Here is a 19,659-nt window from a genome sequence, read left to right as displayed (position 1 = left end):
GCAGGAATGAGCCAACAATTCGACGTCATCGTCATCGGCGGGGGGCCTGGGGGTTACATTGCCGCCATTCGCGCAGCCCAACTCGGCTTCAAGGTGGCCTGCATCGACGAGTGGAAAAACGACAAGGGTGGCCCGGCACCGGGGGGCACCTGCACCAACGTCGGCTGCATCCCCTCGAAGGCCTTGCTGCAGTCGTCCGAGCACTACGAACATGCGGCGCACCACTTCGCCGACCACGGCATCGGGCTGAGCAAGCTCAGCATCGACGTGGCGAAGATGCTGGCCCGCAAGGACAGCATCGTCAAGCAGAACAACGACGGCATCCTCTACCTGTTCAAGAAGAACAAGGTCAGCTTTTTTCACGGCCGCGGGTCTTTCTCCAAGGCCGTTGAAGGGGGATACGAGATCCAGGTCCGTGGTGAAAAGGTCGAGGAAACCCTGACCGGCAGGCACGTCATCGTGGCCACCGGCTCCAGCCCGCGAGCCTTGCCCGGTGTGGCTTTCGACGAAGAAGCCATCCTCTCCAACGACGGGGCCCTGCGCATGGCGGCGGTGCCCAAGACGCTGGGTGTCATCGGCGCTGGTGTGATCGGCCTGGAGATGGGCTCGGTGTGGCGTCGCTTGGGCGCCCAGGTGACCATCCTCGAAGCCTTGCCCACCTTCCTGGGGGCTGCCGATGAGCAGATCGCCAAAGAGGCCAAGAAAGCCTTCGACAAGCAAGGGCTGAAAATCGAGCTGGGCGTGAAGATCGGCGAGGTTCAAGCCGACAAGCATGGCGTGAGCGTGGCCTACACCGATGCCAAAGGCCAAGCCCAGGTGCTGAAGGTGGACAAGCTCATCGTCTCCATCGGTCGGGTGCCCAACACCACGGGCCTCAACCCCGAGGCGGTGGGCCTGAAGCTCGACGAACGCGGGGCCATCGTGGTGGATGACGACTGCCGCACCAACTTGCCCAACGTCTGGGCCGTGGGCGACGTGGTGCGCGGCCCCATGCTGGCCCACAAGGCCGAGGAAGAGGGCGTGGCCGTGGCCGAGCGTATCGCCGGTCAGCATGGGCATGTCAACTTCAACACCATTCCCTGGGTCATCTACACCAGTCCGGAGATTGCCTGGGTGGGCCAGACCGAGCAGCAGCTCAAGGCCGCGGGGCGTGCCTACAAAGCCGGCACCTTCCCGTTCATGGCCAATGGGCGAGCCCGGGCGCTGGGCGATACCACCGGGATGGTCAAGTTCCTGGCCGATGCCAAGACCGACGAAATCCTGGGCGTGCACATCGTCGGGCCGTTGGCTTCCGAGCTGATTGCCGAAGCCGTGGTGGCCATGGAGTTCAAGGCCAGCGCCGAGGACATCGCCCGCATTTGCCACGCGCATCCCTCGCTGTCGGAGGCCACGAAGGAGGCCGCCTTGGCGGTGGACAAGCGCAGCCTCAACTTCTGACGTCCAGGCACGCGGGCGTGAAGCAGGGCGACGGCCACGTCGCCCTTTTTCTTGAACACGCAGGATCGCCATGACCAGCGTCACCCAGCTGTACGAAGACACACTGAAGACACGCGGCTACCGCAGCGACCCGGCGCAACTTCGTGCCGTGGCTGCCTTGCAGCGCTGTCAGGATGAATGGGCGGCCTACAAGGCTCGGCGCTCGAACGCGCTGACCAAGCTGCTGCGTCATCCTCCCATTCCGCGGGGTGTGTACATGTACGGCGGGGTAGGGCGGGGCAAGAGCTTCCTGATGGACTGCTTCTTCCAGGCCGTCCCGCTCACGCGCAAGACCCGCTTGCATTTCCACGAGTTCATGCGGGAGGTGCACCGCGAACTGCAAGACCTCAAAGGGACGGTCAATCCGCTGGACGAACTCGGGCGACGCATCTCGCGACGCTACCGTCTGATTTGCTTCGACGAGTTCCACGTGGCCGACGTGACCGATGCGATGATCCTGCACCGACTGCTGGAGGCACTGTTCAAGCACCGAGTGAGTATCGTCACGACCTCGAACTTTCATCCCGACGAGCTCTATCCGAACGGGTTGCATCGGGACCGCATCTTGCCGGCCATCGAATTGCTCAAGCAGCATCTCGAGGTCATCAATGTGGACAACGGCACCGACTACCGGCAGCGCACGCTGGAGCATGTCCAGCTCTACCATTGCCCCCTCGGAGAACACGCCGATGCGCAAATGGCCCGGGCCTTCGAGGAGCTGGCCGAGGCGCGCGACGAGAGCCCCGTGCTGCACATCGAGCAGCGCGAGATCCGCGCGCGCCGGCGTGCTGGCGGTGTGGTGTGGTTCGATTTCCAGGAACTGTGCGGTGGCCCGCGTTCGCAGAACGACTACCTCGAACTGGCCTCGCAGTTTCACACCGTGCTGCTGTCCAACGTGCCGCACATGCCGGTGCGCATGGCCTCACAAGCCCGGCGGTTTACTTGGTTGGTGGACGTGCTCTACGACCGTCGAGTCAAGCTCATCATGTCGGCCGAGGTGCCACCCGAGCAGCTATACACCGAAGGCCCCTTGGCGCATGAGTTTCCGCGCACGGTGTCACGACTGAAGGAAATGCAGTCGCGGGAATTCTTGTCCTTGCAGCGGCGCGATGTCGATACGCGACTGACCTGAGCCGCGGTGGGCGCCCCAAGGCGCCGATCGGTCCTCAGGTCAACAAGTCCACGCGCACCAAGGCCAGCGACAGGTTGTCGCCACCGCCGCGGGCACGTTGACGGGCTTTGCTCACCAGCATCTCGCTGGCCTCTCGGGGGGGCAGGGTGTTGACGATGGCGCCCAGCTCACGGGGAGTGAAGTAATGCCACAACCCGTCGCTACAGGCCAACAGCGAATCGCCGATTTCGAGTCGTTCGATGTGGTGCAGCGTGATGGGCGGATCCTGGAAGGTGCCCAAGCAGCCCGTCAGCAGGTTCGACTGCGGATGGGTGTTGGCCTCTTCCTCGGAGATCTGTCCCTCGTCGACCAGGCGCTGGACGTAGGAGTGGTCCTTGGTGCGGCTGACCATCTCCGGCCCGCGGAAGTGATACACACGCGAATCGCCAGCATGGATGATGTCGCACTCGCGGTTCGGTCCTATCAGGAAAGCGGCCACCGTGCTGTGCGGTTCTTCCTCGGCGGTGATGGCCGTCAGCTTGATCATCAGGTGGGATTCCAACACCAGTTGCTTGAGCACATCGCGCGCGTCCTCGCTCGTGGGGGAGTAGCGGTCGAAGAGCTGCCGGGCGGTGAGGATCACCTGGTCGGAGGCCTTGCGGCCCCCGCTCTTGCCGCCCATGCCATCGGCCACCACGGCCAGCACACAACCAGGCACGCGGGAATGGACCAGAATGTCCACCTGGTCCTGTTGGTACATGCGATCCCCCCGGTGGATGCCCGTGGCTGCACTGAGGCGGTATCCCTTGGATGATGTGCTCATGGAATTTGGGCGTGGATAGGCCAAAACTATAATCCAGGCTTCTTGCGCTGCGCCGAGAATTTTGAACGGTGATGGGCCATGGACGAAAACTTGCACTCGCCTCAGCGTCGGCTGATCGAGTTGCGCATGGAGCACGCCGACCTCGATGGCTTGATCGACGGCGCCCAATGCCGTACCCCTCTTGACGAACTTTCGCTGCGACGCCTCAAAAAACGCCGTCTCCTGCTGCGCGATGAAATCGCCCGCCTCGAGGCCGAGCTCGATCCGCCGCAGTCGGCCTGAGGCGCGGCGGCCGTGCAGCCGTGGTGGGGGATGCGGCCGATGAGGGCGTGCGACCAGGCGGCTGCCGCAGCTTTGGTGGCGGCCACCCGTGAGGCCTTTGGGCCTGAGGGGCCGCTGGCCCGTGCCGATGCGCACTATCGCGAACGCGTGATCCAAACCCAACTGGCTGCTGCCATCGCCGAGGCCGTGTCGCTGCGCCGGGTCTTGGTGGCCGAGGCCGGCACCGGAGTTGGCAAGACCTATGCCTACCTGGTGCCCGCGTTGCTGTGCGGTGGGCGGGTGCTGGTGAGCACGGCCACCAAGAGCCTGCAGGATCAGCTCTTCCTGCGCGACCTGCCCCATGTGCGCGATGCCCTTGGTTTGCCGCTGCGCATGGCGCTGCTCAAAGGACGAGCCAGCTACCTGTGCGTGCACCGGCTGCAGCAGGCCCGGCAGATGGCCCAGTGGCCCGACCGCGGCGCGGTGCGCACCCTGGCCCGCATCGAGCAGTGGGCCCAAACCACATCGACCGGCGACTTGGCCGAGTTGCCCGGACTGGACGATCGCTCGCCGGTGCTGCCCTGGGTCACCTCCACCCGCGACAATTGTCTGGGCAGCGACTGCCCCAGCTTCCAGGGCTGCCATGTGATGCAAGCCCGCCGCGAGGCGATGGCTGCCGACGTGGTGGTCGTCAACCACCACCTGTTCTTTGCCGACTTGGCCTTGCGTGAGACAGGCATGGCCGAACTCCTGCCGACGGTCGATGTCGTGGTCTTCGATGAAGCCCATCAGTTGGGCGAAGCCGGCGTGCAGTTTCTCGGGGTCTCGCTGAGCACGGGCGCGCTCATCGACCTGGCTCGCGATCTGCTGGCCGCTGGCTTGCAGCACGCCCGCGGAATGCGTGACTGGCAGCTCCTGGCCGCTGAGATCGAGCGCGCCGCGCGTGAATTGCGGCTGGCCGCGGCCGGCCCACTGCACGACTTGCGGGGGGCGGTCAAGCTGCGTTGGCAGGAACGAGCACCTCGCCGTGAGTTCGCTGAAGCGTTGATGGTCCTGGACCAGGCGCTGCGCGCTGTCCATGAGGCGGTGCAGTCAGTGGCGGGTGCAGCCCCGGATTTCGTGCGACTGGCCGAGCGCTTGAATCTGTTGGCCGAGCGTGCACGTTCCTTTGCGCAGCCGGTGCCCACGGGGCGGGTGCGATGGATCGATGTCGGCCACCAGCAGGTGCGGCTGATGGAGTCGCCACTGGACATTCGTGAGACCATGCGCGAGCAGCTCGCAGCCTCCTCGAAGGCTTGGATCTTCACGTCGGCCACGCTGGGCGACGACGAGCGGCTGAGCTGGTTCACCGAGCCCTCAGGCCTGGACGAAGCCACCGTGCTGCGCGTGGGCAGCCCCTTCGACTACCCGTCTCATGCCTGTGTCTATGTGCCGCGCCGCTTCCCCAGGCCCAACGAGGCCGGGCACCCGGCGGCCGTGGCGGCGCTGGCCGCACGGTGCGCTGCGGTGTTGGGTGGGCGTAGCTTTGTGCTGACCACCACGCTCAAGGCCTTGCAGCCCATTGCGCAGGCCCTGCGCGAACGGTTCGAAGCCGAGGGGCTGGGCATTACCGTGTTGCGCCAGGGGGATGCGCCCAAACGTCAACTCATCCAGGACTTTCTGGCCCATCCGCGAGCCGTGCTGGTGGGATCGCAGAGTTTCTGGGAAGGCATCGACGTGCCTGGCGATGCCTTGCAGTGCGTGGTGATCGACAAGCTGCCATTTCCACCGCCCAACGATCCGCTGATCGAAGCTCGCGTGCGCCGTCTCGAAGCCGAAGGCCGCAGTGCATTCAACGACTTGTTCCTGGCCGAGGCGGCCGTGGCGCTCAAGCAAGGCGCGGGACGCTTGATCCGCACGGAAAGCGACCGGGGCTTGCTGGTCGTGTGCGACCCGCGCATGGCCACCATGGCCTATGGGCGCCGCCTGCGAGCCGCGCTGCCGCCCATGCGTTGGCTCGATCGCGAAGAAGAGGCGCTGGCTTGGTTGTCGGAACTGGCCGCAGCGGCCCCGACGGTTTGACCGGGCGGGTGGAAGCGTCTCCCGAGCCCTTCAGTTCATGCGGGGCATGCCGGCTTGCCCCAGATAGATGCTTTGCGGGAAGTTCCTCTGCAGCACGCGCAGGGCATCGTCGCGCAGCTGGGGCAGCCCCAAGCGGTCGTAACTTTGCGCCATCAGGTACAAGGCTTCCTCCACTGCAGGCGACAGCTGGTATTCGCGCACGGCGAGCTGAGCCCGATTGGCCGCTGCCAGGTAGGCGCCACGCCGGAAGTAGTATCGCGCCACGTGCACCTCGTACTGGGCGAGGGAATTCACAATGAAATTCATGCGCGCCTGAGCATCGGCGGCATAGACCGATTCGGGATACAGCTCGACGAGTTGGCGGAAGGCCTGGTAGGCTTCCTTCGAAGCTTGTTGGTCACGCTCGGACAGGCTTTGCCGCGAGAAGCGTCCGAACAGCCCGAGGTTGTCGTTGAAGTTGATCAGCCCCTTGAGATAGAGGGCGTAGTCCGAAGCCGGGCTGGCCGGATAGAGCTTCATGTAGCGCTCGATCGTGGCCAAGGCCTGGGCGCGTTCGCCGCTGCGATAGTAGGTGTGGGCCAGTTCGAGCAGGGCCTGCTGGGCCAGCAGGCTGCCCGCGGCGCGACCTTCGAGGCGTTCGTAGAGGCGAATGGCACGCTCGTAGTTGCCGGCCGCCGCATCGGCGCGGGCCTCTGAGTACACTCGCTCAACGCTCATGCCGGCCGTCTCGTCCTTCGGGGTCGAGCTGCAGGCCGTCAGCAAGGCTGCGCAGGCCAGCGCCAGTGCGCCATGTCGGCCCAACAAGGCAAAGGGAGTGTGCATTGCGGTTCCATCTGGCGCGAGCCCTGAGGCGCTGCGCCTGTACCAATCTAGACAAGTCACGGATTCTATATGGCGCATGTCAGTTCCCCGCCCGGGTCGCAGGTCCGCCTAGAGCGTTGGCACGAGGCGGACCAGCTCGACGGTGCGGACGATCTGCACGAGGAAGAAGCGATCGAAGTCCGCGAGACGCTGATCGATGCCGAGGCGCACGGCCAGCGGTTGGACCGCGTGCTCGTGAGCTTGGTGCCGGAGTTCTCGCGCACGTGGTTGCAGCAGTTGGTGGCCCAAGGGGCGGTGCAGCTGGATGGTCAGTCGGTGTGCCAGCCCAGCCGCAAGCTCAAAGCAGGCCAGCGCTTGCGGGTCGAGTTGCGTCCCACGCCGCAAAGCCAGGCCTTCCGTCCCGAAGCGATCGCCTTGTCCGTGGTGTACGAAGACGAGCACCTGCTGGTGATCGACAAGCCCGCTGGTCTGGTCGTGCATCCGGCGGCGGGACATTGGTCGGGCACGCTGCTCAATGCATTGCTGGCTCACCATGCGGGGGCCTCGGCCTTGCCGCGAGCGGGCATCGTGCACCGGCTGGACAAAGACACCAGTGGCCTGCTGGTGGTGGGCAAGACCCAAGAGGCCGTGACCGCGCTGACCCGGGCCATCGCGGCGCGCAATGTGCATCGCGAGTATCTGGCCCTGGTGCATGGCGAGATCCGGCAGCCTCAGGCCCTGTCCACGATCGATGCGCCCATCGGGCGCGACCCGCGTTCGCGGGTGCGCATGGCGGTGGTGCCCAGTGGGCGGAGCGCGCGCACGGACGTGGCCCTCGTGGCCGTGGCCGCCGGCTGTTCCGCAGTGCGCTGCACGCTGCACACCGGCCGCACGCATCAGATCCGCGTGCACCTGGCCTGCCGAGGATTTCCATTGGTGGGCGACAGCCTGTACGGGGGGCACGAGGCCCTCGGTCTGCGGCGTCAAGCCTTGCATGCCTGGAGGCTGCGACTGGAGCACCCCGTGGAGGCCCGTCCGCTGGCCTTCGAAGCGCCGCTGCCGGCCGATTTCGCGGCAGCCTGGCATGCCGTGGTAGACGGGCCACGGACTGGACCGCCCGCCGGGCTACAATAGGCCCCGACGCACATACTGCCGCCCGCTGCCCCGGAGTGGACTTCCAGGGGCCGTGCCGGGCGAAGAGGGTGGCCGCGCACCCGGCGCGGCGATCCCCGTGGCGATCACTGGCATGGCTGGATCCGCAGCGACGCGGCACGACGCCGCTGGCGGCGTCTGCGCCGCCAGACCGCCCGGTCCCAGACGAGGACGACAAACGGCCCATGAACACACAGGATGCAAAGCGCGTCCTCGAGACCGCGCTGATTTGCGCGCACCAGCCTCTGGCGCTGCGCGACATGCGTGCGCTCTTCAATGACGAGCTCGGCGCAGACACCTTGCGCATGCTGCTCGATGAGCTGGCGCGCGATTGGGAAGGCCGTGGGGTCGAGCTGGTGGCGGTGTCCACGGGGTGGCGCTTTCAGAGCCGGCCCGAGATGCGCGAGTACCTCGACCGACTCCACCCCGAGAAGCCTCCGAAGTATTCGCGCGCCACGATGGAAACCCTGGCGATCATCGCCTACCGCCAGCCCGTCACCCGTGGCGACATCGAAGACATCCGTGGCGTGACTGTCAGCAGCCAAATCATCAAGCAGCTCGAGGAGCGCGGCTGGATCGATACCATCGGCTACCGTGACGCCCCCGGCCGTCCTGCGCTGTACGCCACGACCAAGCAGTTCCTCGACGATCTTGGGCTGTCCTCGCTGGATCAGCTGCCCGCGCTGGAGGGCCTTTCGTCTGCCGCGGCGTCCGCCGAGGAGGCGCCTCGGCAGACTTCCTTGCTCGATGCGATCGAGGCGTCTGCCGCCCAAGAGCAGGAGGGGTCTGCCGACCCGGCCCAGGCCACCGCTTCATCCGCGTTGCTGTCCACCGAGGGCCTGGAGGAGCCCGATCCTGTGGCCGCAGCGTCCAGCGACACCGGTGCCTCCATGCCGGCCGAAATAGCCGCCACGGAGGCTCATTTCCACACACCTGCAACTCCCCCCCAGCATGTCGGGCCCGGTTCGGACACGGCCTGGGAGTCCACGGATGCCCCATCGACCTCGGCCCCTGTCGAACCCGAGTCCCCTTCCGACGCTGAACCTCTGACGCGCCATGAACCCTGAAGCCCACGAAACCTCGTCGCCCGAGTCCATCCCGACCGTGCAGGCCGAGGCCCCACCAACGACGGCCAAGCCCAAGCGGCGCAGCCCTCGCAAGCCCAAATCCGAAGTGTCCGCCGTGATGGGGGATGAGCAGGCTGCAGACGGCTCGCCTGCAGCGCCGCAGGAAGCATCGGCGCCGAAGCCGCGGCCTGCCCGTCGACGCAAGACCGGCCCGTCGGCGCCGGAGGCGCTGGACGGCGACCTCCAAGGCGCCCAGCCCGCAGCCGCCGGGCAGGACGTGTCGGCTCCCGAGCCGCAGCTCCCACAGGCCGAGTCGGTCGCGCCGGAGGCCGTGGAGCCGCCTGCGGCTCCTGCCGAGGAGGCGGCCGACGGCGGAGGTCGTCGCCGTCGCAATCGCCGTGGCCGACGCGGCGCCGAGCGCGCGGCCGAGGCGGCCACGGGCCCGGGCAAGGGCGGCAACGGTGGGCGCAAGCCGGCGGCTCCGAACCCGGGGGTGAGCCCGGATGCGAGCCGCGAAGTCGCCGAGCGGTTTGCCGATGTCGTGGAGGGGCGCTACGACGAGATGCAAGCCGAAGACGCTGCCCAGGAGTTGGAGGCGACCACCAAGCGCGTGCTGGCGCCGGAGCCCGATGCGCCCAAGCTGCACAAGGTGCTGGCGCAGGCTGGCATCGGCTCGCGCCGCGACATGGAGCAACTCATCCTCGAAGGCCGCATTTCGGTCAACGGTGAGCCTGCGCACATCGGCCAGCGTATTTCCTACGGGGACCAGGTGCGGGTCAACGGCAAGCCCATCAAAGTGCAAATCGCTCCGCCGCCGCCGCGGGTGCTGGCCTATCACAAACCGGCTGGCGAGGTCGTCACGCACGATGACCCGCAAAACCGTCCAACCGTTTTCCGGCGTCTGCCCAAGCTCAAGCAGGGCAAGTGGCAGTCGGTGGGGCGGCTGGACCTCAATACCGAAGGTTTGCTGCTTTTCACCAATTCAGGGGAGCTGGCCAACCAGCTCATGCATCCGCGATTCGGTGTCGAGCGCGAGTATGCCGTGCGTGTGTTGGGCACGCTGGAGCCCGAGGCGCGTCAAAAACTGCTCGAAGGCGTGAAGATCGACGGCCAATTGGCCAGCTTCAAGTCCATCGAAGACGGTGGTGGTGAAGGGGCCAATCGCTGGTACCGGGTGGTCATCACCGAAGGCCGCAACCGCGAGGTGCGCAAGCTGTTCGATGCCGTGGGCTTGACCGTCAGCCGACTCATCCGCATCCGTTACGGCAACATCGTGCTGCCCCGCGGTCTCAAGCGCGGGGTGTGGGTCGAACTGGGCGATCAAGATGTGCGCATGATCCGGCGCCTGACCGGGACCGATCAGCCACGCGGTGGCAACGCTGGCGGGGGCAAAAGCGGCAAGTCTGGCAAGCGGCGCGGCGCCGGGGGGCGTCCGAACGGGGGGCGTCCGGTCATTCCCGATCCGCTGGAGCAAACCTACGACAAGCGCTTTGCGCAATCGACCCGGGCGCGCCAAAACAGCCCGCGCCAGCCCGATCCGATGCAGACCAGCGTGGGCTACATTGGCGCCGACGCCTATCTCGGACGTGGCAAAGCCGGGCGGCACAAAGGCGGTAAGCGGGGCGGGCGCGGCCGCTGAAGGGGCGCGCCGGCGGGTCGGGTGATCGGAGGGCGTGCCAGTGAACGCTTGGCAAGAGTTACAATCCAAGGTTTTGCCAAGTCCTTGATTCAGGAGAAAATTCATGGCGATCGAACGCACCCTTTCGATCATCAAACCCGATGCCGTGGCCAAGAACGTGATCGGCCAAATCCTCAGCCGCTTCGAAAGCGCTGGCTTGAAGATCGTCGCGGCCAAGATGGTGCATCTGTCGCGCGCGCAGGCCGAGGCCTTTTATGCCGTGCACAAGGAGCGCCCCTTCTTCAAGGACCTGGTCGAATTCATGATCTCGGGCCCGGTGATGGTTCAGGTGCTGGAAGGCGAAAATGCCATCGCGAAGAACCGCGAGCTGATGGGCGCGACCGACCCGAAAAAGGCGGCCAAGGGCACCATCCGCGCCGACTTTGCCGAAAGCATCGACGCCAACGCGGTGCACGGCTCGGACGCGCCTGAAACCGCCGCTGCGGAAGTGGCTTTCTTCTTCCCTGGCATGAACGTCTACAGCCGCTGAGCGCGGTTGCAGACCTTCGCTTTCTTGCGCGGGGCGCTCCCATGGCGGTCAACCTTCTCGACTTCGATCTCGACGGGCTGGCTGCCTACTGCGAAGGGCTGGGCGAGAAGCGCTTCCGCGCGGTCCAGCTCTTTCGCTGGATCCATCAAAAGGGGGTGCGTGACTTTGGCCAGATGAGCGATTTGGCCAAGTCCTTGCGCGAAAAGCTCGTCGGTGTGGCGCAGGTGCGGCCGCTGCCGGTGCTCAGCGAACAGGCTTCCGCCGACGGCACCATCAAGTGGCTGTTCGACGTGGGTGGCGGCGATGCCGTCGAAGCCGTCTTCATTCCCGAGGATGATCGCGGCACCCTGTGCGTGTCTTCCCAGGCCGGTTGCGCCGTGGGCTGCCGTTTCTGTTCCACCGGCCACCAGGGCTTCAGCCGAAACCTCAGCACCGGCGAGATCCTTGCCCAGTTGTGGTTTGCCGAGCATCACCTGCGCCAGCGCTTGGGGCTGCCGGCTGGGGAACGCGCCATCACCAATGTGGTCATGATGGGCATGGGTGAGCCCCTGCAGAACTACCATGCCCTGGTGCCGGCGTTGCGCACCATGCTCGATGACCATGGCTATGGTCTGTCGCGGCGGCGTGTCACGGTGTCGACCTCGGGTGTGGTGCCGATGATGGACCGGCTGCGTCAAGACTGCCCGGTGGCCTTGGCGGTGTCCTTGCATGCGCCCAATGACGCGTTGCGCAACGAGCTCGTGCCTTTGAACCGCAAATATCCGCTGGCCGAGTTGCTCGATGCCTGCGGCCGTTATCTGCAGGCCGCGCCTCGAGACTTCATCACCTTCGAGTACTGCATGCTCGAGGGCGTCAACGACACCGAGGCCCATGCGCGCGAGCTGGTCGCGTTGGTGCGCGATCGGGTGCGCTGCAAGTTCAATCTCATTCCCTTCAACCCGTTCCCAGCCTCGGGGCTGAGGCGCTCCGGGCGGGATCGGGTGCAGGCGTTTGCCCGCGTGCTGGCCGACGCGGGCCTGGTCACCACCGTGCGCAAGACGCGAGGTGATGACATCGACGCTGCCTGCGGGCAACTGGCCGGCGAGGTGCGAGACCGCACCAATGTCCAGCGCCGCCTGACCCGCCAGCCCATCCGTATCCAAGCCCTGCCCGCATCGGGGGGAGCTCTCGCGAAGGAGACCCGTTCATGAGCGTGCGACAAGGCCCCATGTCCGTCTGGCTGGCTGCCGTGCTGTCCCTGGCACTGCTGCTGGGGGCTTGCGCTTCGGCGCCGCCGTCGTCGGGTCGCAGCAGCACGCAGTCCGCACGCGGCGACGATGGCGAGGTCCAACGCCGAGCACGCATTCGTTTCGATTTGGCCGTGGCGTATTTTGGGCAGGGCCAGCATGCCACGGCCCTCAATGAGGTGCGCCAGGCGCTGGCCTTGCAGCCCAACATGGCCGACGCTCACAACCTGGCCGGGTTGATCCATGCGGCGTTGGGACAAGCCGCTGCGGCCGAGGACAGTTTCAACCGTGCCATGCAGCTCGATCCGCGTGATGGGGGCGTGGTGCACAACTACGGGTGGTTCCTGTGTCAGCAGCGGCGCTATGCCGATGCCTTCGCCCAGTTCGACCGGGCCTTGGCGATGCCGGAATATCGAGACGTGACGCGCACCTTGGTGGCCAAGGGCGTGTGTCAGGCCAATGCCGGGCAGGTGGCCGAGGCCGAGAAAACCTTGTCGCGGGCCTATGAACTCGATCCCAGCAATCCGGTGACCGCGATGAATCTGGCCATGGTGCTGTATCGAGAGGGCGAGTACGAGCGGGCCCGTTTCTATGTGAGACGGGTCAATGCCGTTCCCGAGCTGGTCAATGCCGAAAGCCTGTGGCTGGCAGCGCGCATCGAGCACCGGTTGGGCAACCGGGGCGGTGCCAACGAACTTGGTCGAGAACTGCGCCAGCGTTTCCCGCAATCGCGCGAGGCCGCCAATTTCGAGCGGGGGCGTTTCGATGACTGACGAGCAGCCCCAACAAGCCACCATCGAATCCAGCGCCGGCGCGATGATCCGGGCCGCGCGTCAGGCTCAGGGCGTGCACATCGCCCAGCTTGCCGCGTCGATCAAGGTGTCTGTACGCAAGCTCGAGGCGCTCGAGGCGGACCGTCTGGACGAGCTGCCCGATGCGACCTTCGCCCGGGCGTTGGCCCAGACCGTCTGTCGCTCGCTCAAGATCGACCCGGCCCCCGTGCTGGCCTTGCTGCCTTCGCCGGGCACGCTGTCGCAGCTCGAGGAAGTGGCCCAAGGCCTGAATCAACCCTTTCGGGAACCCGGTGGGCCTGGCGCCGGCTCCCCCGTCCTGGGCGTGCTCAAGCGTCCGGTCGTCTGGGTGGTGGTGTTGCTGGTGGCCGGCGCGGCCGTGTTGTGGTCGATTCCTTCGAGCACTTGGCAGGAGTGGCTTGGCCGCCATGACCCCACGGCCGCAAGCGGCCTGCGCGTGGAGGTGGTGCCCGTAGAACCGTCGGCCAGCCTCGAGGTGCCGGCCTCTGCAGCGCCCGTGGTGTCCGCAGCGGCATCGACTCCAGCGCCGGCGGTGCAACAGGCAGCGCCGGCGTCGCCCGTGGCCCCCACGGCTGCCGTGCTGGTGCGAACCCGCGCCGAGAGCTGGATCGAAATCCAGGATGCCAATGGTCGGATTCTGCTGTCCCGGCTGTTGGCGCCTGGCGAGGAAGTGAGCTTGGACGGCGCGTTCCCGATGCGTGTGCGTGTGGGCAATGCCGAGGCGACCGAACTTCGCGTGCGCGGTCAGGTCTTCGACATGACCCCTTTCCGGCGCGAGAACGTCGCCCGTTTCGAAATCCGGTGAGCATGATGAGCTCCGCAAGCCTGCTGCAGCCTTACGACGACGACAGCCCCATTGCCGCGGCGCAAGCCGCGCCTCGGCGAAGCTTGCAGGCCCGTGTGGTCTGGGGGGGGCGCGTGGTCACCATCGGCGGCGATGCGCCGGTGCGTGTGCAGTCGATGACCAACACCGACACCGTCGATGTCATCGGCACGGCCATCCAGGTCAAGGAGCTGGCGCTGGCCGGCTCGGAGATGGTACGCATCACCGTCAATACCCCCGAGGCGGCGCAGGCGGTGCCTGCCATTCGGGAGCAGCTCGATCGTATGGGCATCGATGTGCCCCTCGTGGGCGACTTCCATTACAACGGCCACAAGCTGCTCACCGATTTCCCCGGTTGTGCCGAAGCCTTGTCGAAGTACCGCATCAATCCCGGCAACGTGGGCAAAGGCGACAAGCGCGACCGCCAATTCGCGCAGATGATCGAGGTGGCACTGCGGTACGACCGTCCGGTGCGCATCGGCGTGAACTGGGGTAGCTTGGACCAGGAGCTCTTGGCGCAGTTGATGGATGACAACGCCAAGCGGGCGCAGCCCTGGGATGCCAAGCAGGTCATGTACCAGGCTCTGGTCACCTCGGCCTTGGGCTCGGCCCGCCGCGCGCAGGAGCTGGGCATGCGGCCCGAGCAAATCATCCTGTCGTGCAAGGTCAGCGGTGTGCAAGACCTGATCAGCGTCTACCGGGCCTTGGCCGCTCGTTGCGATCATCCGCTGCATCTGGGGCTGACCGAGGCAGGCATGGGAACCAAGGGCACCGTCGCCTCGACGGCGGCTCTGTCGGTGTTGTTGCAAGAAGGCATCGGCGACACGATTCGTGTCTCATTGACTCCGCAGCCTGGCCAAGCGCGCACCCAGGAAGTGGTCGTGGCCATGGAAATTTTGCAGGCTTTGGGCTTGCGCGTTTTCGTCCCCAGCGTGACGGCTTGCCCGGGCTGTGGACGCACCACCAGCACCGTGTTCCAGGAGCTGGCCAAGCAGATCGACGATTACCTGCGCGCGCAGATGCCGGTGTGGAAGGCCCGCTACCCCGGGGTGGAGGCGATGAAGGTGGCGGTGATGGGGTGCATCGTCAACGGCCCAGGCGAAAGCAAGCATGCCGACATCGGCATCAGCCTGCCTGGCACGGGTGAGGCGCCGGCCGCCCCCGTCTACATCGATGGCCAGAAGGCCGTCACGCTGCGCGGTGAGAACATCGCGCAGGAATTTCAGCGCCTGGTCGAGGCGTATGTCGAGCGCCGTTTCGGTCCGTCTTCACGGCTCGAACCGGCGGCATGAACCTGAGACGCTGCGCATGCGGGGGATGGGCCCCGGCGGCATCACGAGAAGATCACACATGGCAGAGGCATTGAAGGCCATCAAAGGCATGAACGACATCCTGCCGCCGGAGTCGGCGCGTTGGGAGTGGCTCGAAGACAAGGTGCGCGCCCTGATGCGGCGCTACGGCTACAGCAACATCCGCACGCCCATCGTGGAGCCCACGTCGCTGTTCGTGCGAGGGTTGGGGGAAGTCACCGACATCGTGGAAAAGGAGATGTACTCCTTCGAGGATCGCATGAACGGTGACCAGCTCACCCTGCGTCCGGAAAACACCGCCGGCGTGGTGCGTGCCGTGGTCGAGCATTCGATGCTGTATGACGGGGGCAAACGTGTCTACTACATGGGGCCGATGTTCCGCCACGAGCGGCCTCAACGGGGCCGTTACCGTCAGTTCCACCAGATCGGAGCCGAGGCGCTGGGCTTTGCCGGCCCAGACGTGGACGCGGAGTTGATCCTCATGTGCCGCAGCCTGTGGCGCGACATCGGCTTGAACGATGTGCGCCTGGAGCTCAACAGCTTGGGGCAGCCGCAGGAGCGCCGCGCGCATCGCGAGGCGCTGATTGCCTATTTCGAGCGCCACCGTGACCAACTCGATGCCGATGCGCAGCGCCGGCTGCACAGCAATCCGCTGCGCATCCTCGACACCAAGAACCCGGCCATGCAAGCGCTGGTCGAGGAGGCGCCCAAGCTGATGGACTTCCTCGGCGAAGCCTCGCTCAAGCATCTGGATGCCGTCAGGGCGGTGCTCGATGCCAACGGCCTGGCCTACCGCATCAATCCGCGCTTGGTGCGCGGCATGGATTACTACAACCTCACCGTCTTCGAATGGGTGACCGACCGCCTAGGCTCGCAGGGCACGGTGTGCGGTGGTGGGCGTTATGACTACCTCATCGAGCAGATCGGTGGCAAGCCCGCGCCAGCGGTGGGGTGGGCCTTGGGAGTCGAGCGTGTGCTGGAGTTGCTTAAGGAGCTTGGGATGCAGTCCGCGGCTTGCGCTCCGCACGCCTATGCCGTGATTCCGCACGCCGGCGCCTTGCCGCGCGCCATGCAGTTGATCGAGGCGCTGCGTGGCGCCGGGGTCTCGGTGCTGATGCATGCGGCCGGCAAGGACGGTCTGGGCAGCATGAAGAGCCAGTTCAGGAAGGCCGATGCCAGTGGTGCACGCTTTGCACTGGTTTTCGGCGAAGACGAGCTGGCGCAGGGGCAGGTGGCCGTCAAGGCCTTGCGTGATGCTCAACAACCTCAGGTGCTGCGTCCCTTGGATGATCCGGCCGCATGGGCGGCCGAATTGCTCGACGCATAATTGTCAGTTTGCCGGCCGCCGCGCCGCACTTGGATGAACCTCCTCATGGCCACCCATCTCGATCTCGAAGAACAAGAGCAAGTCGAACGACTCAAGCACTTTTGGCGCCAGTACGGCAACCTGATCACCTGGACGGTGATCCTGGTCCTCGCGGCGTTTGCCGCTTGGAACGGATGGAACTACTGGCAGCGCGACCAGGGGGCCAAAGCCAGTGCGCTGTACGATGCGCTGGAGCAGGCGGCTCAAGCTGGCGATGTCGACAAAGTGCGTCAAGCCTTCGAGGACCTGCGGGCCCGCCACCCACGCACGGCCTATGCCAGCCAGGCGGGGCTGATGGCGGCCCGCAGTCTGGTCGATCGTGGCCAGCTTGCTGCGGCCCGCGACACCTTGCGCTGGGTGGCCGAGAAGTCCTCGGAGCCTGATTTGCGCGCCATTGCCCGTTTGCGTTTGGCTGGCTTGTTGCTGGACGAAAAGGCCTACGACGAGGCCTTGGCGTTGGTCAGCAAGGACATTCCGCCGGCCTTCGAAGGTCTGGCGGCCGACCGCCGTGGCGACATTCAACTGGCTCAAGGACATAAAGATGCCGCGCGCCAGGACTACGAAAAGGCCTACCGTGCGCTCGATCCCAGTCTGGACTATCGGCGCGTGGTCGAGGCCAAACTGACCGCGCTGGGCGCGGCCCCGTCGACCGAGGAGGTGCGCTGATGCGGCGTTTGGCAGCCCTGGGGGCGGTGGGATTCCTGCTGGCGGCGTGTTCGAGTGCGCCGCAACGCCCCGATCCAACGCCGCTGGTGCAGCCGGCGCCCCACATCGTGCGTGTGGCGGTGGCCTGGCAGCAATCGCTGGGGGCGGTTCGCATGCCGGTGCAGCTGTACGCTGCGGGCAATGGGCTCGCGGTGGCATCCGACGACGGGGCCGTGGGCATGATCGACGTGAGCACCGGGCAGTGGCGCTGGCGTGCTCGACTCGAGGCGCCACTGTCGGCGGGGGTGGGCAGCGATGGCCAGCATGTGGCGGTGCTCACGCAGGACAACGAGGTGGTCGTATTGCGCGATGGGGACGTCCTGTGGCGCCAGCGTCTGGCCACGCGCTCGCTGACGGCGCCCTTGGTGGCCGGCGAGCGGGTGTTCGTGTATGCCTTGGACCGATCCGTGCATGCCTTCGATGCGGCCAGCGGCGCACGTCTGTGGCAGCATCAGCGCCCCGGCGATCCGCTGACGCTGGCTCAGCAAGGCGTGTTGCAACCGATGGGTGACACCTTGTTGGTGGGGCAGGGGGCCAAGCTGGCCGGTCTCGATCCTCTGCGCGGCAGCGTGCGCTGGGAGGTGCCGATTGCCACACCGCGCGGCACCAACGAGATCGAACGCCTGGCCGACCTCGTCGGCCCCGTGGGGCGCGCGGCACAGATCGTGTGCGCACGCGCTTTCCAGGCGGCTGTGGGTTGTGTGGACACGCGCCGCGCGGTCTTGCTGTGGAGCAAGGCCTCCAATGGATCGGTGGGCTTGGCCATGGACGCCGATCAGGTGTATGGCGTCGACGGCACCGATCGCGTCACGGCCTACCGTGTCCGAGACGGTGAGGTGGCCTGGTCGCTGGATGCTCTGCGTTTCCGCGGCTTGACGCCGCCCGTGGCCGCCGGAGACAGCGTGATCGTCGGCGACGCGCAGGGCTATGTGCACTTCCTGTCCAGGCGCGACGGGCAGATCGTCGGCCGTGCCGCCACCGATGGCAGCGGCATTGCAGCGGCCCCTTTGCTCGTGGGAGACCGCTTGGTGGTGTTGACTCGCGCTGGCAGCCTCATCGCGTGGCGTCCTGAATGAACCGCTGCACGAGGAGCTCGCCATGAAACCCGTGATCGCGCTCGTCGGGCGTCCCAACGTGGGGAAATCCACGCTGTTCAATCGTCTGACGAAGTCTCGCGACGCCATCGTGGCCGACTTTGCCGGCCTCACGCGCGATCGCCACTACGGTGATGGCCGGCTTGGCGGGCGGGATTTCATCGTCATCGATACGGGCGGGTTCGAGCCCGATGCCGACAGTGGCATCGTGCGAGAGATGGCCAAGCAGACCCGCCAAGCCGTGGCCGAAGCCGATGCCATCGTGTTCGTCGTCGATGTGCGGTCGGGGCTGTCTGCCCAGGACCATGACATCGCGCGTTACTTGCGCACGACCGGCAAGCCCGTGGTGCTGGCCGCCAACAAGGCCGAAGGCATGCGAGAGGGGCCTCAGCTGGCCGAGTTCTACGAGCTCGGGCTGGGCGAGCCCCTGCCCGTGTCCGCGGCCCATGGTCAAGGCGTCCGCGGCTTGGTCGATGCGGTGTTCGAGCATTTGCCACCGTTGCCCGAAGACGACGAGGCCGAGGAGGACGCCCAAACGCAGGGCCACATCATTCGCCTGGCGGTGGCGGGGCGGCCCAACGTCGGCAAATCCACGCTCATCAACACCTGGCTCGGTGAGGAGCGCTTGGTGGCCTTCGACCTTCCCGGCACGACGCGCGATGCCATTCGTGTCCCGTTGGAGCGCGATGGCCAGCGCTTCGAAATCATCGACACCGCGGGCTTGCGTCGCAAGGGGCGGGTCTTCGAAGCCATCGAAAAGTTCTCCGTGGTCAAAACCCTGCAGGCGATCTCCGAGGCCCACGTGGTGGTGCTTCTGCTCGATGCCACGCAAGGGGTGAGCGACCAGGATGCACACATCGCGGGTTACATCCTCGACAGCGGACGGGCGGTGGTCATTGCGATCAACAAGTGGGATGCGGTGGACGACTATCAGCGCCAGATGCTCGAGCGCTCGATCGAGCAGCGCTTGGCATTCCTACGCTTTGCCCCGCGGCTGCACATTTCTGCCCTGCGGCGCCAAGGGCTCGGGCCCTTGTGGAAGGCCATCGCCCAGGCCCATGCATCGGCCTTCAAGAAGATGAGCACCCCGGTGCTGACCCGGCTGGTACACGAGGCCGTGCAGCACCAAGCGCCCAAGCGATCCGGCATGTTCCGTCCCAAGTTGCGTTACGCACACCAGGGGGGAATGAATCCGCCGATGGTGGTCGTGCATGGCAACTCGCTGGAGCATGTCACCGATGCTTACAAGCGCTATCTCGAAGGGCGCATCCGAGACCATTTCAAGCTGGTGGGCACGCCCTTGAGGATAGAAATGCGTTCGTCCCGCAACCCCTTCTCAGACAAGGATTCCTGACTAATCCGCGGAATGCACCCGGTGGTGTGTTAACGTGCGGCTTCCAAAA

The 19,659-nt window shown here is 66.0% G+C and carries 18 protein-coding genes; 16 read left to right on the top strand and 2 right to left on the bottom strand.

The features are described from left to right. The first annotated feature begins 6 nt into the window (after positions 1–6). The gene (gene lpdA, locus F615_RS0105935) at positions 7–1,437 is read left to right on the top strand and encodes a dihydrolipoyl dehydrogenase (protein WP_019560260.1); all 1,431 of its coding nucleotides are present in this window, start codon (positions 7–9) and stop codon (positions 1,435–1,437) included. Positions 1,438–1,507: 70 nt separating this feature from the next. After that, a complete protein-coding gene (gene zapE / locus F615_RS0105930; protein WP_019560259.1) occupies positions 1,508–2,608 on the top strand; it encodes a cell division protein ZapE in 1,101 nt (366 codons plus the stop codon). Between the two features lie 34 nt (positions 2,609–2,642). Here zapE and F615_RS0105925 read toward each other — a convergent pair whose 3' ends face one another. Further along, complete coding sequence (locus tag F615_RS0105925; protein ID WP_026330072.1) at positions 2,643–3,410, bottom strand: PP2C family protein-serine/threonine phosphatase; 768 nt, start codon at positions 3,408–3,410, stop codon at positions 2,643–2,645. Between the two features lie 78 nt (positions 3,411–3,488). Between F615_RS0105925 and F615_RS0105920 the strand changes: the two genes are divergently transcribed. Both F615_RS0105920 and yoaA read left to right on the top strand, forming a co-directional pair. Continuing rightward, positions 3,489–3,692, top strand: a complete 204-nt coding sequence (locus F615_RS0105920) for a DUF465 domain-containing protein (RefSeq protein ID WP_019560257.1) — start codon at positions 3,489–3,491, stop codon at positions 3,690–3,692. A gap of 39 nt (positions 3,693–3,731) precedes the next feature. Then, the gene (yoaA, locus tag F615_RS0105915) at positions 3,732–5,732 is read left to right on the top strand and encodes a DNA repair helicase YoaA (protein WP_051090194.1); all 2,001 of its coding nucleotides are present in this window, start codon (positions 3,732–3,734) and stop codon (positions 5,730–5,732) included. A 30-nt stretch (positions 5,733–5,762) separates the two neighbouring features. Here yoaA and F615_RS0105910 read toward each other — a convergent pair whose 3' ends face one another. Beyond that, positions 5,763–6,554, bottom strand: coding sequence for an outer membrane protein assembly factor BamD (locus tag F615_RS0105910; RefSeq protein ID WP_019560255.1), 792 nt, complete (start codon positions 6,552–6,554; stop codon positions 5,763–5,765). A gap of 69 nt (positions 6,555–6,623) precedes the next feature. Between F615_RS0105910 and F615_RS0105905 the strand changes: the two genes are divergently transcribed. The 12 genes from F615_RS0105905 (at position 6,624) to der (ending at position 19,610) form a co-directional block, all read left to right on the top strand. Beyond that, complete coding sequence (locus tag F615_RS0105905) at positions 6,624–7,667, top strand: RluA family pseudouridine synthase (RefSeq protein ID WP_019560254.1); 1,044 nt, start codon at positions 6,624–6,626, stop codon at positions 7,665–7,667. Between the two features lie 203 nt (positions 7,668–7,870). Next, complete coding sequence (gene scpB / locus F615_RS19635) at positions 7,871–8,752, top strand: SMC-Scp complex subunit ScpB (protein WP_019560253.1); 882 nt, start codon at positions 7,871–7,873, stop codon at positions 8,750–8,752. Beyond that, positions 8,742–10,391: a pseudouridine synthase gene (locus F615_RS17845; protein ID WP_019560252.1), complete on the top strand. Its 1,650-nt coding sequence runs from the start codon at positions 8,742–8,744 to the stop codon at positions 10,389–10,391. Before scpB ends, F615_RS17845 begins: the two co-directional genes overlap by 11 nt. A gap of 103 nt (positions 10,392–10,494) precedes the next feature. After that, on the top strand, positions 10,495–10,920 hold the full coding sequence (ndk, locus tag F615_RS0105890) for a nucleoside-diphosphate kinase (RefSeq protein WP_019560251.1): 426 nt from the start codon (positions 10,495–10,497) through the stop codon (positions 10,918–10,920). Positions 10,921–10,961: 41 nt separating this feature from the next. After that, entirely contained in the window at positions 10,962–12,110 is a 1,149-nt protein-coding gene (gene rlmN, locus F615_RS0105885) for a dual-specificity RNA methyltransferase RlmN (protein WP_019560250.1), read from the top strand. Beyond that, positions 12,107–12,919 carry a type IV pilus biogenesis/stability protein PilW gene (gene pilW / locus F615_RS0105880; protein ID WP_019560249.1) on the top strand — a complete coding sequence of 271 codons (813 nt, stop codon included), beginning with the start codon at positions 12,107–12,109 and terminating at the stop codon, positions 12,917–12,919. The genes rlmN and pilW overlap by 4 nt, the downstream gene beginning before the upstream one ends. Beyond that, complete coding sequence (locus F615_RS0105875; protein ID WP_019560248.1) at positions 12,912–13,763, top strand: helix-turn-helix domain-containing protein; 852 nt, start codon at positions 12,912–12,914, stop codon at positions 13,761–13,763. The genes pilW and F615_RS0105875 overlap by 8 nt, the downstream gene beginning before the upstream one ends. Before the next feature lie 5 nt (positions 13,764–13,768). Beyond that, positions 13,769–15,073 (top strand): flavodoxin-dependent (E)-4-hydroxy-3-methylbut-2-enyl-diphosphate synthase, encoded by a 1,305-nt coding sequence (ispG, locus tag F615_RS0105870; RefSeq protein WP_033371025.1) that lies wholly within the window; start codon positions 13,769–13,771, stop codon positions 15,071–15,073. A gap of 58 nt (positions 15,074–15,131) precedes the next feature. Continuing rightward, positions 15,132–16,418: a histidine--tRNA ligase gene (gene hisS / locus F615_RS0105865; RefSeq protein ID WP_019560246.1), complete on the top strand. Its 1,287-nt coding sequence runs from the start codon at positions 15,132–15,134 to the stop codon at positions 16,416–16,418. Positions 16,419–16,463: 45 nt separating this feature from the next. Then, positions 16,464–17,123: a YfgM family protein gene (locus F615_RS0105860; protein WP_019560245.1), complete on the top strand. Its 660-nt coding sequence runs from the start codon at positions 16,464–16,466 to the stop codon at positions 17,121–17,123. Next, on the top strand, positions 17,123–18,238 hold the full coding sequence (gene bamB, locus F615_RS0105855; protein WP_019560244.1) for an outer membrane protein assembly factor BamB: 1,116 nt from the start codon (positions 17,123–17,125) through the stop codon (positions 18,236–18,238). The genes F615_RS0105860 and bamB overlap by 1 nt, the downstream gene beginning before the upstream one ends. Positions 18,239–18,260: 22 nt before the next feature. Further along, positions 18,261–19,610 carry a ribosome biogenesis GTPase Der gene (gene der, locus F615_RS0105850; protein ID WP_019560243.1) on the top strand — a complete coding sequence of 450 codons (1,350 nt, stop codon included), beginning with the start codon at positions 18,261–18,263 and terminating at the stop codon, positions 19,608–19,610. Positions 19,611–19,659 lie beyond the last annotated feature (49 nt).

Origin of the sequence: Caldimonas manganoxidans ATCC BAA-369, assembly GCF_000381125.1 — a bacterium.
In the GTDB taxonomy this organism is placed as follows: domain Bacteria; phylum Pseudomonadota; class Gammaproteobacteria; order Burkholderiales; family Burkholderiaceae_C; genus Caldimonas; species Caldimonas manganoxidans.
This window is presented reverse-complemented; position numbering and strand designations above follow the sequence as displayed.